This window comes from Streptomyces sp. NPDC096193 (assembly GCF_040302905.1).
Classification (GTDB): domain Bacteria; phylum Actinomycetota; class Actinomycetes; order Streptomycetales; family Streptomycetaceae; genus Streptomyces.
Genome location: NZ_JBEOSJ010000013.1, coordinates 78890 through 92193, shown reverse-complemented (window position 1 = coordinate 92193; position 13304 = coordinate 78890). Strand labels below are relative to the sequence as shown.

Annotated in this window: 12 protein-coding genes; 7 read left to right on the top strand and 5 right to left on the bottom strand. The window is 73.3% G+C overall.

Translation table 11 applies throughout. The features are described 5' to 3' along the window. Window positions 1-7: 7 nt before the first annotated feature. Genes ABTX78_RS20105 through ABTX78_RS20095 form a run of 3 tightly spaced genes read right to left on the bottom strand, consistent with a single transcriptional unit; the run spans window position 8 to window position 3182 of the window. Window positions 8-1105: a prenyltransferase/squalene oxidase repeat-containing protein gene (locus ABTX78_RS20105; protein WP_352208127.1), complete on the bottom strand. Its 1098-nt coding sequence runs from the start codon at window positions 1103-1105 to the stop codon at window positions 8-10. Then, window positions 1102-1833 carry a class I SAM-dependent methyltransferase gene (locus ABTX78_RS20100; RefSeq protein WP_352208126.1) on the bottom strand — a complete coding sequence of 244 codons (732 nt, stop codon included), beginning with the start codon at window positions 1831-1833 and terminating at the stop codon, window positions 1102-1104. Before ABTX78_RS20100 ends, ABTX78_RS20105 begins: the two co-directional genes overlap by 4 nt. Next, window positions 1827-3182 carry a glycosyltransferase family 4 protein gene (locus tag ABTX78_RS20095; RefSeq protein ID WP_352208125.1) on the bottom strand — a complete coding sequence of 452 codons (1356 nt, stop codon included), beginning with the start codon at window positions 3180-3182 and terminating at the stop codon, window positions 1827-1829. The genes ABTX78_RS20100 and ABTX78_RS20095 overlap by 7 nt, the downstream gene beginning before the upstream one ends. 198 nt (window positions 3183-3380) lie before the next feature. Here ABTX78_RS20095 and ABTX78_RS20090 point away from each other — a divergent pair, with 198 nt between their 5' ends. Beyond that, entirely contained in the window at window positions 3381-4001 is a 621-nt protein-coding gene (locus ABTX78_RS20090) for a TetR family transcriptional regulator (protein WP_313946617.1), read from the top strand. Between the two features lie 56 nt (window positions 4002-4057). Here the strand turns inward: ABTX78_RS20090 and ABTX78_RS20085 are convergent, their stop codons facing one another. Then, window positions 4058-4291 (bottom strand): ferredoxin, encoded by a 234-nt coding sequence (locus ABTX78_RS20085; RefSeq protein WP_352208124.1) that lies wholly within the window; start codon window positions 4289-4291, stop codon window positions 4058-4060. Further along, the gene (locus ABTX78_RS20080; protein WP_352208123.1) at window positions 4291-5751 is read right to left on the bottom strand and encodes an aldehyde dehydrogenase; all 1461 of its coding nucleotides are present in this window, start codon (window positions 5749-5751) and stop codon (window positions 4291-4293) included. Before ABTX78_RS20080 ends, ABTX78_RS20085 begins: the two co-directional genes overlap by 1 nt. A gap of 236 nt (window positions 5752-5987) precedes the next feature. Here ABTX78_RS20080 and ABTX78_RS20075 point away from each other — a divergent pair, with 236 nt between their 5' ends. The 6 genes from ABTX78_RS20075 to ABTX78_RS20050 all read left to right on the top strand — a co-directional run bounded on the left by ABTX78_RS20075 (window position 5988) and on the right by ABTX78_RS20050 (window position 13274). Further along, entirely contained in the window at window positions 5988-7022 is a 1035-nt protein-coding gene (locus ABTX78_RS20075) for a Strvi_7410 family MBL fold metallo-hydrolase (RefSeq protein WP_352208122.1), read from the top strand. Between the two features lie 505 nt (window positions 7023-7527). Continuing rightward, on the top strand, window positions 7528-8784 hold the full coding sequence (locus ABTX78_RS20070; protein ID WP_352208121.1) for an SCO2321 family membrane protein: 1257 nt from the start codon (window positions 7528-7530) through the stop codon (window positions 8782-8784). Then, complete coding sequence (locus tag ABTX78_RS20065) at window positions 8784-9461, top strand: SCO2322 family protein (RefSeq protein ID WP_352208120.1); 678 nt, start codon at window positions 8784-8786, stop codon at window positions 9459-9461. The genes ABTX78_RS20070 and ABTX78_RS20065 overlap by 1 nt, the downstream gene beginning before the upstream one ends. Continuing rightward, window positions 9458-10636: an energy-coupling factor transporter transmembrane component T gene (locus tag ABTX78_RS20060; RefSeq protein ID WP_502993906.1), complete on the top strand. Its 1179-nt coding sequence runs from the start codon at window positions 9458-9460 to the stop codon at window positions 10634-10636. The genes ABTX78_RS20065 and ABTX78_RS20060 overlap by 4 nt, the downstream gene beginning before the upstream one ends. Further along, window positions 10633-12387: an ABC transporter ATP-binding protein gene (locus ABTX78_RS20055; protein WP_352208118.1), complete on the top strand. Its 1755-nt coding sequence runs from the start codon at window positions 10633-10635 to the stop codon at window positions 12385-12387. The genes ABTX78_RS20060 and ABTX78_RS20055 overlap by 4 nt, the downstream gene beginning before the upstream one ends. Continuing rightward, on the top strand, window positions 12384-13274 hold the full coding sequence (locus ABTX78_RS20050; RefSeq protein ID WP_352208117.1) for an ECF transporter S component: 891 nt from the start codon (window positions 12384-12386) through the stop codon (window positions 13272-13274). The genes ABTX78_RS20055 and ABTX78_RS20050 overlap by 4 nt, the downstream gene beginning before the upstream one ends. Window positions 13275-13304 lie beyond the last annotated feature (30 nt).

The following is a 13304-nucleotide window of genomic DNA, read 5'->3' as shown; positions in this document are numbered from 1 at the left end:
ACAGGCCCTACGCCGTGCAGCAGTCGGGAGCCAGCCCCCGCGGCAGGCGCTCGCCTCCGAAGACCGCGGTGGTCGCCTCGTCCCCGCCGAGCGCGGCCACCGCGAGGAGCAGGGAGCCCGCCGTCCACGTGGTGAGTTCCTCCGGCCACACGGCCGGGCTGCCCTCGAAGACGTACCCCGTCCAGTACATACCGCCCTCGGCCCGCAGATGGCCGACGGACTGCAGGATCTCCAGCGCACGGTCGGACTCGCCCATGACCCACAGGGCCAGGGCGAGTTCGCAGCTCTCGCCGCCGGTCACCCACGGGTTCGGCAGCACACAGCGCACTCCGAGGCCCGGCACGACGAAGTCGTCCCAGTGCTTCTCGATGCGCTCCGACGCCTCCACTCCGGTCAGCGCACCGCCGAGCACCGGGTAGTACCAGTCCATGGAGTAGTGGCTCTTGTCGAGGAAGCGCTCGGGGTGACAGCGGATGGCGTGCGCCAGGGCGCCCGCCGCCAGCTCCCAGTCGGGCTGCGGCTCCTCGCGCTCCTCGGCAATCGCCAGGGCGCAGCGCAGGGCATGGTGCACGGACGAACTGCCGGTCAGCAGCGCGTCGGTGACCGCCGCACCGCCGTCCTCGGCGGCCTCGCGCTTCCAGCCGATCTGCCCGCCGGGCTGCTGGAGCCGCAGGACGAACTCGATCGCCGCCTGGACGCACGGCCACATCCGGTCGAGGAACGCCTCGTCGCCGGTGGCCACGAAGTGGTGCCAGACGCCGACGGCGACATAGGCGACGAAGTTGGTCTCCCGGCCGCGGTCGGTCGCCCGGGACGCCTCCCCGTCGTGGTACGCCGCGTACCAGGAGCCGTCCTCGTTCTGGTGCCGCAGCAGCCAGTCGTAGGCGAGGGAAGCCGCCTCGTGCTCACCCGCCGCGTCCAGGGCCATCGCGGCCTCGGTGTGGTCCCACGGGTCCAGGTGGTGACCGCGGAACCAGGGAATCGCCCCGTCCTCGCGCTGCACGGCGACGATCCCGGCAACGGTCTCGGCGGCCTGTTCGGCGGTGAGCACCCCGGGCAGGACCAGATGTTCGGTACGGCCGTGGCTGCGCCTGGGCACAGTCACGCCCCGACCTCCGGGTGGTGCGGCTTGGTCGCGTAGGCCACGAAGCTCTTGCCGATCAGCGGGTTCAGCGCCTGTTCGGCGAGCCGGGTGGCCAGTGGCTTCTTCATGATGTCCCAGACGAGCAGCTGGTGGTACGCCTTGACCGGCAGGGCCTTGTCGTTGTCGACGCCGAACGCGCACTTGAGCCACCAGTAGGGGCTGTGCAGCGCGTGCGCGTGGTGGGTGCCGTACGGTTCGAGACCGGCCTCCCTGATCCTGTCGAGCAGTTCGTCGGCCCGGTAGATACGGATGTGCCCGCCCTCGACCTCGTGGTAGGCGTCGCTGAGGGCCCAGCAGATCTTCTCGGGTCCGTAGCGCGGCACCGTGATCGCGATGCGTCCGCCGGGCTTGAGCACCCGCACCATCTCCGCGAGCACGCCCTTGTCGTCGGGGATGTGCTCCATGACCTCGGAGATGATCACGACGTCGAACGACTCGTCGGGGAAGGGGAGGTTGAGCGCGTCGCCCTCCATGGCGGTGGCCGTCGCGCCCTGCGGGGCCTCGCCGGCCTCCTTCATGGCGGCGAACCACTTGGCGACCTCGCGGATCTCCTCGCCGTTCTGGTCGAGCGCCACGACCTGCGCGCCACGCCGGTAGCACTCGAACGCATGCCGGCCGGCACCGCATCCGAGGTCGAGGACCCGGTCGCCCGCGGCGAGCGGGAAGCGGGAGAAGTCGACGGTCAGCATGAGTGGTTGCTCCCCACCACTGGGGCCGCGGGGCGGCCTGGTTCCTTGGCCGTGGAACGGCCCATGGCGATGGCCTCGCGGTAGCGCTCGGCCGTGCCCTGTGCCGCTCTGGCCCAGGTGAAACGGGACAGCACCCGCTCGCGGCCACCGGCACCGAGACGCGCTCTCAGCTCGGGGTCGCCGAGCAGTCTGCCCAGCGCCGCCGCCAGCGCGCCCGCGTCGCCGGGCGGCACCGCGAGACAGCTCTCGCCGTCGGGGCCCGCGACCTCGGGGATCGCCCCGCCCGTGGTGGCGACCAGCGGCGTTCCGGTGGCCATCGCCTCGGCCGCGGGCAGTGAGAAGCCCTCGTACAGCGACGGCACACAGGCGACCTGCGCGCTGCGCACGAGGTCGACGAGTTCGGCGTCCGTGATGCCCTTGACGAACTCCACGGCGTCCTCGAGCCCGTACCGCTCGATCAGCTGGGCGACCGGCCCGTCCTCGGCGCGCTTGCCGACGACCACGAGATGGGCCGCCGGGTGCTCGGTACGCAGCTTCGCCAGTGCCTCCACCAGGTGGACGAGGCCCTTGAGGGGTACGTCGGCGCTGGAGGTGGTCACGATGCGTCCCGGCACCTCGGCCACGGCGGGATTCGGCGAGAAAAGGTCGGTGTCGGCGCCGATGTGGACGACGTCGATGCGGTCACGGCGCACACCGAGGTGCTCGACGATCTCCTGCTGCGAGGTGCCGGAGACGGTGAGGACGGACGGCAGCCGGCGCGCGACGCGCTTCTGCATGCGGGTGAAGCCGTACCAGCGGCGTACGGACAGACGGCGGCGGCGGCCCTCCGCGGCGTCCAGCTCCAGCTGCCGGTCCACCGTGATCGGGTGGTGGATGGTGGTGACGAGCGGTGCGCCGAGGTCGCCCAGCAGTCCGTAGCCGAGCGTCTGGTTGTCGTGCACGACGTCGAACTCGCCCCGGCGCGCGAGCAGATGACGGCGGGCCCGCAGCGAGAAGGTCAGCGGTTCGGGGAAGCCGCCGGTCCACATGGTGGCGACCTCGACGGCGTCGATCCAGTCGCGGTACTCGCCGCGGCGGGGCGTACGGAACGGGTCCGGGCTGCGGTACAGGTCGAGGCTCGGCAGCTCGGTGAGCGGCACGCCCTCGTCGAGCACGGGGTAGGGCTGGGCGCCGATCACCTCGACGCTGTGTCCGAGACGGGCGAGCTCGCGCGAGAGGTGGCGCACATAGACACCCTGGCCGCCGCAGAAGGGGTTGCCCTTGTAGGTGAGGAGCGCGATGCGCAGCGGTGCGTCACCGCCGCCGGACGGCCCTGGACGAGGGCCGGCCTCGATGGCCTCAACGGTCACTCACGGCCCCCTTCTCATGCGTTTTCGCCGGAGCGTAACCGCTCGCGCTAATCTAGAACAAGTTTCAGACTTGATCGTTCGAGGAGCTTCGAATCTACCGGCTGGTAGCACCGCCGTAAGAGCCGGATCAGGTGATTCGCGCCACGACGGGACCGCTGCCATGCTGTGCGATCCGAAGTCGCGCGTGGAACGGGACCCATGACAGCCGAAGCCAAGCCGGCGGGGCCGGCGTCGCCGCCCCTGACGGAGCGCCAGGAGGCGCGCCGTCGTCGCATCCTGCACGCCAGCGCCCAGCTCGCCAGCCGCGGCGGCTTCGACGCGGTGCAGATGCGCGAGGTCGCCGAGGCCGCGGGGGTGGCCCTCGGCACGCTGTACCGCTACTTCCCCTCCAAGATCCATCTGCTGGTCGCCACGATGCAGGACCAGCTCCAGCACATGCACACGACACTGCGCAAGCGCCCTCCGGCCGGGGAGAACGCCGCTGACCGGGTCGCGGAGACCCTGATGCGGGCCTTCCGCGCCCTCCAGCGCGAGCCGCACCTCGCGGACGCGATGGTGCGGGCGCTGACCTTCGCGGACCGCAGCGTCAGTCCCGAGGTCGACACGGTCTCCCGCCAGACGACGGCGATCATCCTGGACGCGATGGGCCTGGAGAACCCGACCCCGGAACAGCTCTCCGCGGTCCGGGTGATCGAGCACACCTGGCACTCGGCACTGATCACCTGGCTCTCGGGCCGGGCCTCGATCGCCCAGGTCAAGATCGACATCGAGACGGTGTGCCGGTTGATCGACCTGACGGACCCGCGGCGCGGTCACTGATCACACAAGGGCGGCCGCGGCGCGGCGCGGGGCGTGAGCGGGCCCGGCCCGGCCGGCTACTCCTCCGGGGGGAAGACCGGCTCCCCGCTGTCCAGCAGCGTGATCGCGATCGCCTCGACCGGGCAGCACTCCGCGGCCGCCAGGATCCGTTCGTTCGCGTCGGTGTCGGTCTCCTGTGGGTGCGACTGGCGCGCCGGGTCGAGGCGGAAGCCCTCCGGGGCGTTGCCGACGCACAGGCCCGAGCCGATGCAGACGCTCCGGTCGACCTCGACGTGCCAGCGGTCCCCCATCAGACGGCTCCGTGCGCGGTCGGCAGGTGGATCATCTTGTGCTCCAGGTACTCGCTGAGCCCCTCGGGGCCGAACTCCCGGCCCACACCGGAGTCCTTGTAGCCGCCGAACGGGCCCAGCATGTCGAGACTGAAGGTGTTCACGTTGTACGTACCCGTCCTGACCCGGCGGGCGAAGTCGATGCCGCGTGCGACGTCGGAGGTCCACACGCTGCCGCTGAGCCCGTAGTCGGAGTCGTTGGCGATCTTCGCCGCCTCCGTCTCGTCGCCGTACGGCAGCAGGCAGATGACCGGGCCGAAGATCTCCTCGCGGGCAATCCGCATGGAGTTGTCGACGCCGCCGAACAGCGTCGGCTCCACGTACCAGCCCTTCTCCTGCGCCGCCGGGCGCCCGCCCCCGGTGAGGATCTTGGCGCCTTCCTCCTGCCCGATCCGGATGTAGTCGAGAGAGCGCTGCTGCTGGCGCCGGGCGACGAGGGGGCCGACCTGGGTGGCCGGGTCGAGCGGGTCGCCGACCACCAGGGCGGCGGCCGCGGCCGTGAGCGCCTCGGCGATCTCGTCGTAGCGGCTGCGCGGCGCGAGAATGCGCGTCTGGGCCACGCAGGCCTGGCCGTTGTTCATCCAGGCCGCGGGCACGATCCCGGCGATCGTGGTGTCGAGGTCGGCGTCGGGCAGGATCACGGCCGCCGACTTGCCGCCGAGTTCCAGGGTGACGCGGGTGAGATGACGTGCCGCGACCTCCATGACGCGCTTGCCCGCCGCGACGGAGCCGGTGAAGGAGACCTTGTCGATGCCGGGGTGCCCGACCAGGTACTCGCTGACCTCGCGGTCGGCGGGCAGGATCGACAGCACGCCCTCCGGCAGGCCTGCCTCCTGGGCCATCTCGGCGAGGATGTAGGAGTCGAGCGGCGACTCGGGAGACGGCTTGAGCACGACGGTGCATCCGGCGAGCAGCGCCGGGCCCAGCTTGGCGGCGGCGGTGAACTGCGGGACGTTCCACGGCACGACGGCCGCCACCACGCCGACGGGCTCGCGCGTCACGAGGATCGGCCCGAGCGCTCCGGCCCGCGTCTCCTCGTAGGGGAAGTCCCGCGCGACGGCGATCGCCGAGTCCCAGACCATCATGGCGCCGAGCGCCTGGGCGAGGACGCTCCAGGAGTACGGGGAGCCGTTCTGCGAGCTGATGGAGCGGGCGATCTCCTCGTGCCGTACGGCGATCGCGTCCTTGATCCGGCTCACGACGGCGATGCGCTCCTCCAGCGTCGCCCGCGGCCAGGGGCCCTCGTCGAAGGCCTTGCGCGCGACGGCCACGGCGCGGTCGACGTCGGCGCGCGAGGCGTGCGGGACCCGGCCGATGACCTGCTCGGTGTGGGGTGAGACGACCTCGATGGTCCCGCCGCCGGCGGGGTCGGCCAACTCGCCCCCGATGAACAGCTTTCCGTGTTCCACGAGCTCGGTCATGGCTGCTGCCTCCTGCACCCGGGCTGTTTCTGACACTGTTTCAGAACTGATATCAGTTCTAGTTATGGGGAGCAATGGCGGTGACGAAGAAGCCCGCCGGCGTCAGCACACCCACGATCCCGGGGAAGGCGTGCCGCCAACCGCGCGGGAAACCGGTCGACTTGGGCGACCATTGGAACCCGTTCTAGTTATAGTGGGAGGGCGTGGCCCTGCCGCCGGACAGAGACGAGGCCCCCATGCCCCAGGTGATCGACCACCGCGGCGGCGTCTGGTCCATCGAGGTGCCCATCCCGGACAACCCTCTCGGGCACACGCTCGTCCATCTCCTCGACACCGGTCGCGGACCCGTCCTCGTCGACACCGGGTGGGACGACCCCGCCTCCTGGGACGCCCTCGACGCGGGACTGGACTCGCTCGGGGTGCGCATCACCGACATTCACGGGGTGGTCGTCACCCACCACCACCCCGACCACCACGGCCTCTCCGGGCAGGTCCGCGAGGCGTCCGGGGCCTGGATCGCGATGCACGCGGCGGACGCGGACGTCGTACGCCGGACCCGCGAGGCCGAGCCCGCGCGATGGCTCGACTACCTCGCCGACAAGCTCTGCCGGGCCGGCGCGCCCGACGAGCATGTCGCGCCCCTGCGGGCCGCCCGGGAGCAGGGGCGGATGCGGACGCTGCCGGGACTGCGGGCCGCGCTGCCCGACCGGGAGATCGTGCCGGGCGAGCTGCTGGACCTCAAGGACCGGCGGCTGCGGGCGATCTGGACGCCCGGCCACACACCCGGCCATGTCTGCCTGCATCTGGAGGAGGACCATCCGGCCGGGCTGCCGGGGCACGGGCGGCTGTTCTCCGGAGACCATCTGCTGCCCGGGATCACCCCGCACATCGGGCTCTACGAGGACCCCGACGACGCCACCGTCACCGACCCGCTGGGCGACTACCTCGACTCCCTGGAGCGCGTCGGCCGCCTCGCGCCCGCGGAAGTGCTGCCGGCGCACCAGCACGCGTTCGCCGACGCCCCGGGCCGCGTACGGGAGTTGCTCGGCCATCACGAGGAGCGCCTCACCGGGCTGCTCGACCTGCTGGCCCAGCCGCTCACACCGTGGCAGACCGCCGAGCGGATGGAGTGGAACCGGCCCTGGGACGAGATCCCCTACGGCTCGCGGAACATCGCCGTCTCGGAGGCCGAGGCGCATCTGCGCCGACTGGTGAAACTCGGGCGCGCGGAGATGCTGTCCGGTACGCCCGCGACGTACGTCGCGCTCTGACCGGCCGCCGGGCTCCGGCTCTCCGACCGGGCCGCCCGACCTCGGCGTACGACTCACCTCGCTGCCAGAGCCCGGCGTACGACTCGCCTCGCCGCCCGACCCCGGCATACGACTCGCCTCCCCGCCCGGCCACGACCCCGCCGCCCGCCCCTGGCGGACGGCACCGGCCGACCCCGCCGCCCGCTCCGGACAGACCCGCCGCCGCTCCCCCGGACGGGCCCCGCCGCCGTGGGCGGGATCCGCCCGGAGGGGGCCTCGTGACCGGCCGGTACAGTGAGCGAGTCGTCATCACACCCGTACGGGGGGAAGCCGGTGCAAATCCGGCGCTGACCCGCAACCGTGAACCGCCGTCGCCGGCGGTGAGCCGGACTGCCCCGTACGCGGCCGTGACCGGCTCGTGCCCCGGCAACCGCCGGAGGCCGGCACCGTCGAGGAATACGGAGCCGGAGCCCTGGTGCCCACGTGTGCCCGTGCCCGGCTCTCCCGCAGGAGAGGCCCGCCCGCCATGACCCCCGTTCGCCGCACCACCGCAGCGGTCGCCGCGTCCGCCGTTCTCGGCATGGCCGTCGTCGCGGCCGCCGCGCCGGCCGCCTTCGCGGCTCCCACCCCCAAGCCGTCGCCGTCCACCGTGCTGCCCTCGGGTCTGTACGGCACGACCGACCCGGCCTACGACGGCGTCTGGCGTCAGTCGCTGGCCCTGCTCGCGCAGGACACGGTGAAGGTCACGCCCGCGACCGTGGCGGTCGACTGGCTGACCGGCCAGCAGTGCGACAACGGCGCCTTCCCCTCGTACCGCGCGGACGCCTCCAAGCCGTGCGACGCCAAGCTCCCGCTGGACTCCAACGCCACCGCGGCCGCCGTCCAGGCACTCGCCGCGCTCGGCGGCCAGGACGCCGCGGTGGAGAAGTCGGTCGCCTGGCTGAAGTCGGTGCAGAACGCGGACGGCGGCTGGGGCTACAACCCCGGCGGTGCGAGTGACGCCAACTCCACCTCCGTCGTGATCGGCGCGCTCGCGTCGGTGGGCGAGAAGCCGGCCGCGGTCAAGGCGAAGAGCGGGAAGTCGCCGTACGACGCTCTGCTGACCTTCGCGAAGCCCTGCACGGGCAAGGACGCCGGCGCCTTCGTGTTCCAGGTGAAGCAGCCCGGGACAGTCGCCGACTCGACAGCGGCGGGCGTGCTGGGCGCGCTCGGCAAGGGCCTCGCGGTCGAGGGGCCGAAGCCGGCGGCTCCCGCCGCGTGCGCCGCCGGGGCCACGCCGGAGCAGGCCGCGCAGAACGGCGCCGCTTACCTCGTGACCGCGCTGAAGAAGACCGGTCACCTCGACTCGGCGCCGATGCCCGGGGCCGAGAACCCCGCCCCGCAGCCCGACTTCGGCAACACGGCGGACGCGGTGACAGCCCTGTCCGCCGCCGGCCACTCCGACCAGGCCGCCGACACGGTGACGTGGCTGGAGAAGAACTCGGCGGCCTGGGCGAAGGCATCGGGCCCGGCGGCGTACGCGCAGCTGATCCTCGCCGCCCACGCCGTCGGCGCGGACCCGCAGAAGTTCGGCGGCGCCGACCTCGTGCGGCAGCTGAACGCGACCGGACCCGCTCCGCAGGCGCCCGGCGCCGAGAAGTCCGAGAAGTCCGAGACACCCGACGCGTCCGAGAAGGACGGCAAGGACGACTCCGGCATCGGCGTGTGGTGGATCGTCGGCGCGTTCTTCGTGGCCAGCGTCGGCGTGGGCATCCTGTTCAGCGGCCGCCGCAAGAAGCAGTGATGCGGGCGCGACTGCTCGCCTGGGTCCTCGTGCTCGGCACCGCGCTGACGGTGCTGGGCGCGGGGCCCGCCCATGCGGCGGGCTACCGCTACTGGTCGTTCTGGCAGGGCGCCGGTGGCGGGACCTGGGCCTACGCCACCGAGGGCCCGGCGACGGCGCGTCCCGACGACGGCGCGGTCAACGGCTTCCGGTTCTCCGTGAGCGAGGACAGCTCGGACTCGGCGCGACCGCGCGAGGCGCCGGACTTCGCGGCCATCTGCGCGGGCACGGCTCCGAAGCCCGGCACGAAGCGGATCGCGCTGGTCATCGACCCCGGCACCGCCCAGGACGCGCCGAAGGGCGAGGCACCGCCCGCGCTGCGGGCCGCGTGCGCCCAAGTGGCACCCGACGCGACGACGGCGGAGGCGCTGGCGTCGGTGGCGAAGCCCCTGCGGTACAACAACCAGGCGCTGTTGTGCGGGATCTCGGGCTATCCGGCGGCGGGCTGCGGCGAGCAGATCGCGGCTCCGGCCGACTCCTCCTCCCCGGGGGTTTCCTCCTCCCCGGCCACGTCCGCGACGGCCGCCGACCCCGCCGGCTCGGACGGCGGTCCGTCGCTCGGACTGGTGGCGGGCGTGGCGGCGATCGGGCTGCTGGCAGCCGCCGCGGTGTGGCAGTCCCGGCGCCGACGCGGATGAGGACGGACACCGGCGTGCGGCGCGAACCGGCGGACAGCGCGGGGGCACGGGGACACCGTTCCCCGTGGCACCGGCTGCGCGCCCCCGCGGCGCACCGCGGCAACTCCCTGCACGCCGGCGCCTGGTGGCTGTGGGCCCTCGGGCTCGCCACCGCCGCGTCACGGACCACGAACCCCCTGCTCCTCGGGCTGCTCGTGGGCGTGGCCGGATACGTCGTCGCGGCCCGGCGCACGGACGCGCCGTGGGCCCGTTCCTACGGCGCGTTCGTCAAGCTCGGTCTCATCGTCATCGCCGTCCGTGTCCTCTTCTCCGTGGTGCTCGGCTCCCCCATCCCCGGCACACACATACTGCTCACGCTCCCCGAGGTTCCGCTTCCCGACTGGGTCCGCGGCATCAGGATCGGCGGCCGGGTCTCCGCCGAGCAGATCGTGTTCGCACTGTACGACGGCGCGAAACTGGCCACGCTCCTCATCTGCGTCGGCGCCGCGAACGCCCTCGCCAATCCGGCCCGGCTGCTCAAGTCGCTGCCGGCCGCGCTGTACGAGGCCGGTGTCGCCGTCGTCGTCGCGATGACCTTCGCGCCGAACATGGTGTCCGACGTCGTCCGGCTGCGCACCGCCCGCCGGCTGCGCGGCCGCCCCACCGGCGGGATCAGGGCGATCGCGCAGATCGGGCTGCCCGTGCTGGAGGGTGCGCTGGAGCGTTCGGTCGCGGTCGCCGCGTCGATGGACGCGCGGGGGTACGGGCGCAGTGCGCAGGTCCCGCCCGCCGTCCGCCGTACGACCACCGTGCTCACGCTCGGCGGACTCCTCGGAGTCTGCGCGGGCACCTACGGGCTGCTGGCCGCGGAGGGCGCCGCGTACGGACTGCCCGTCCTCGTCGGCGGGCTCGGTGCCGCGCTGGCAGGACTGTGGCTCGGCGGCCGGCGCTCCGTACGCAGCCGCTACCGCCCCGACCGCTTCGGCCCGCGGTCCTGGCTGGTGGCCGGATCGGGCGTGGCCGTCGCGGCGTTGATGATCCGCGCGGGCAGCTACGACCCCCAGGCGCTGCACCCCGGCGTCGTGCCGCTGACCGCCCCCACGCTGCCGCTGTGGCCCGCGGTCGGCACGCTGATCGGACTGCTGCCGGCGTTCGTCGCGCCCGTCCCCGAGGTATCCGAGGAGTCGACCCCGTGATCCGCTTCGACAACGTGTCGGTGACCTACGGCGATGCCGCGGCGCCCGCGATCAGCGGCGTCGATCTGACCGTTCCGGAAGGGGAGCTGGTGCTCCTCGTCGGCCCGTCGGGGGTCGGCAAGTCGACACTGCTGGGAGCGGTGTCCGGCCTGGTGCCCCACTTCACCGGCGGCACCCTGCGCGGCCGCGTCACCGTCGGAGGCCGTGACACCCGCACGCACAAGCCGCGCGAACTGGCAGACCTCGTCGGCACGGTGGGCCAGGACCCACTGGCCCACTTCGTCACCGACACGGTCGAGGACGAGCTGGCGTACGGCATGGAGTCGCTCGGTCTCGCTCCCGAGGTGATGCGCCGCAGGGTGGAGGAGACGCTCGATCTGCTCGGCCTGGCGGAGCTGCGCGACCGGCCGATCGCGACGCTCTCCGGAGGCCAGCAGCAACGGGTCGCGATCGGCTCGGTGCTCACCCCGCACCCGCGGGTGCTGGTCCTCGACGAGCCCACGTCCGCGCTGGACCCGGCCGCGGCGGAAGAGGTGCTGGCGGTCCTCCAGCGGCTGGTGCACGACCTGGGCACCACGGTGCTGATGGCCGAACACCGGCTGGAGCGGGTGGTGCAGTACGCGGACCAGGTCGTCCTGCTGCCCGGCCCCGGCACGGCTCCCGTGATCGGTGAACCGGCCGCGGTCATGGCGGCGTCGCCGGTGTACCCGCCCGTGGTGGGCCTCGGACGGCTGGCGGGCTGGGACCCGCTGCCGCTGTCCGTACGGGACGCCCGGCGCCGGGCGTCCGGCCTCCGGGAGCGTCTGGCGGGCCTCTCCCCCACGAGGACCGGACCGGACGAGGGCGATCGGGGCCCGGGCCGCGTCGCGGTCCCGGACCGGGCTGTGGGTACGGACCGGGCTTCGGCCACCGGCCGGCCTTCCGGACGCCGGAAGTTCATACCGGTGAGGGGCGCGTCCGCGAGCCGCGGGACGGGCCCGGCGCGGACGGGGCTGCCGGAACACCTCGCCGCCACCACCCGGCTCGGCGTCCGCCGCGGGCGCGTGGAGGCGCTGCGCGGAGTCGGCATCACTGTCGGCGCCGGCGAGACCGTCGCGCTGATGGGGCGCAACGGCGCCGGGAAGTCGACCCTCCTCTCCGCCCTCGTCGGCATGGTCGAACCCGCCTCGGGCAGCGTCCTGGTCGGCGGTCTCACCCCGCACCGGACCAGCCCCCGCGAGCTGATCCGGCAGGTCGGGCTCGTGCCGCAGGAGCCGCGGGACCTGCTGTACGCGGACACCGTCGCCGCCGAGTGCGCGGCCGCCGACGCCGACGCGGGCGCCGCGCCGGGCTCCTGCCGGGCGCTGGTCGGCGAACTGCTGCCCGGCGTGCGGGACGGAACACATCCGCGCGATCTCTCCGAGGGACAGCGGCTCGCGCTCGCGCTGGCCGTCGTGCTCACCGGGCGTCCGCCGCTGCTGCTCCTCGACGAGCCCACCCGCGGACTGGACTACGCGGCGAAGGCCCGGCTCGTCGGTGTGCTCCAGGGTCTCGCGCGCGAGGGGCACGGCATCGTCCTGGCCACCCACGACGTGGAGCTGGCCGCGGAACTGGCGCACCGGGTGGTGATCCTGGCCGACGGCGAGATCGTCGCGGACGGACCGACGTCCGACGTCGTCGTCTCGTCACCCGCCTTCGCACCGCAGGTCGCCAAGATCCTGGCCCCCCAGCCCTGGCTGACCGTCTCCGAGGTCCGGGTAGCGCTGCGATGACGACACGTCCGGTGCGCCTCGGCCCCCGTTCCGTCCTCGCGCTCGCGCTGGTGAGTGCGGTCGGAGTCGTCGCCTTCGGCTGGCCGCTGCTCGCCGACCCCGGGTCGGGGCTCGCCCACTCCGCGGACGCGCCCTGGCTGTTCGCCGCGCTGCTTCCGCTGCTCGTGGCCGTCGTCGTCGCGACGATCGCGGACAGCGGCATGGACGCCAAGGCGGTGGCCATGCTCGGCGTGCTCGCCGCGGTCGGGGCGGCGCTGCGTCCGCTCGGCGCCGGGACCGCGGGCCTGGAGCCCATGTTCTTCCTGATGGTCCTCAGCGGCCGGGTGCTGGGGCCGGGCTTCGGCTTCGTCCTCGGCTCGGTCACGATGTTCGCGTCCGCGCTGCTCACCGGCGGTGTCGGGCCCTGGATGCCGTTCCAGATGCTGTCGATGGGCTGGTTCACGATGGGCGCCGGGCTGCTGCCGGGAGCCGAGCGGCTGCGCGGCCGTGCCGAGATGCTGATGCTCGGCGCGTACGGCGCGGTCGCCGCGTTCGCCTACGGCACGATCATGAACCTCCAGGGCTGGACGTACATCGGCGGGTTGTCGTCGGGGATCTCCTTCCGGCCGGGCGATCCGGTCCACGACAACCTGGTGCGCTTTCTGGCCTATTGCGCGGCGACGTCGATCGGCTGGGACCTCGGGCGGGCGGCGCTGACGGTCGTCCTGACGCTCACGATCGGCGCGACCGTCCTCAAGGCGCTGCGCCGTGCCACGCGGCGGGCGGCGTTCGAGGCCCCGGTCGCGTTCGAGGGCGCGGTCGCGCCGGCGGGTACGGTCACGTTCGAGGGACCGGCAGACCCGGGACCGGGCCTGGCCCGGGGCCCGGGAGGGACCCCGCCCGGGTAACCGCCCCGCCCGGGGTGACGGTCCCGCCCG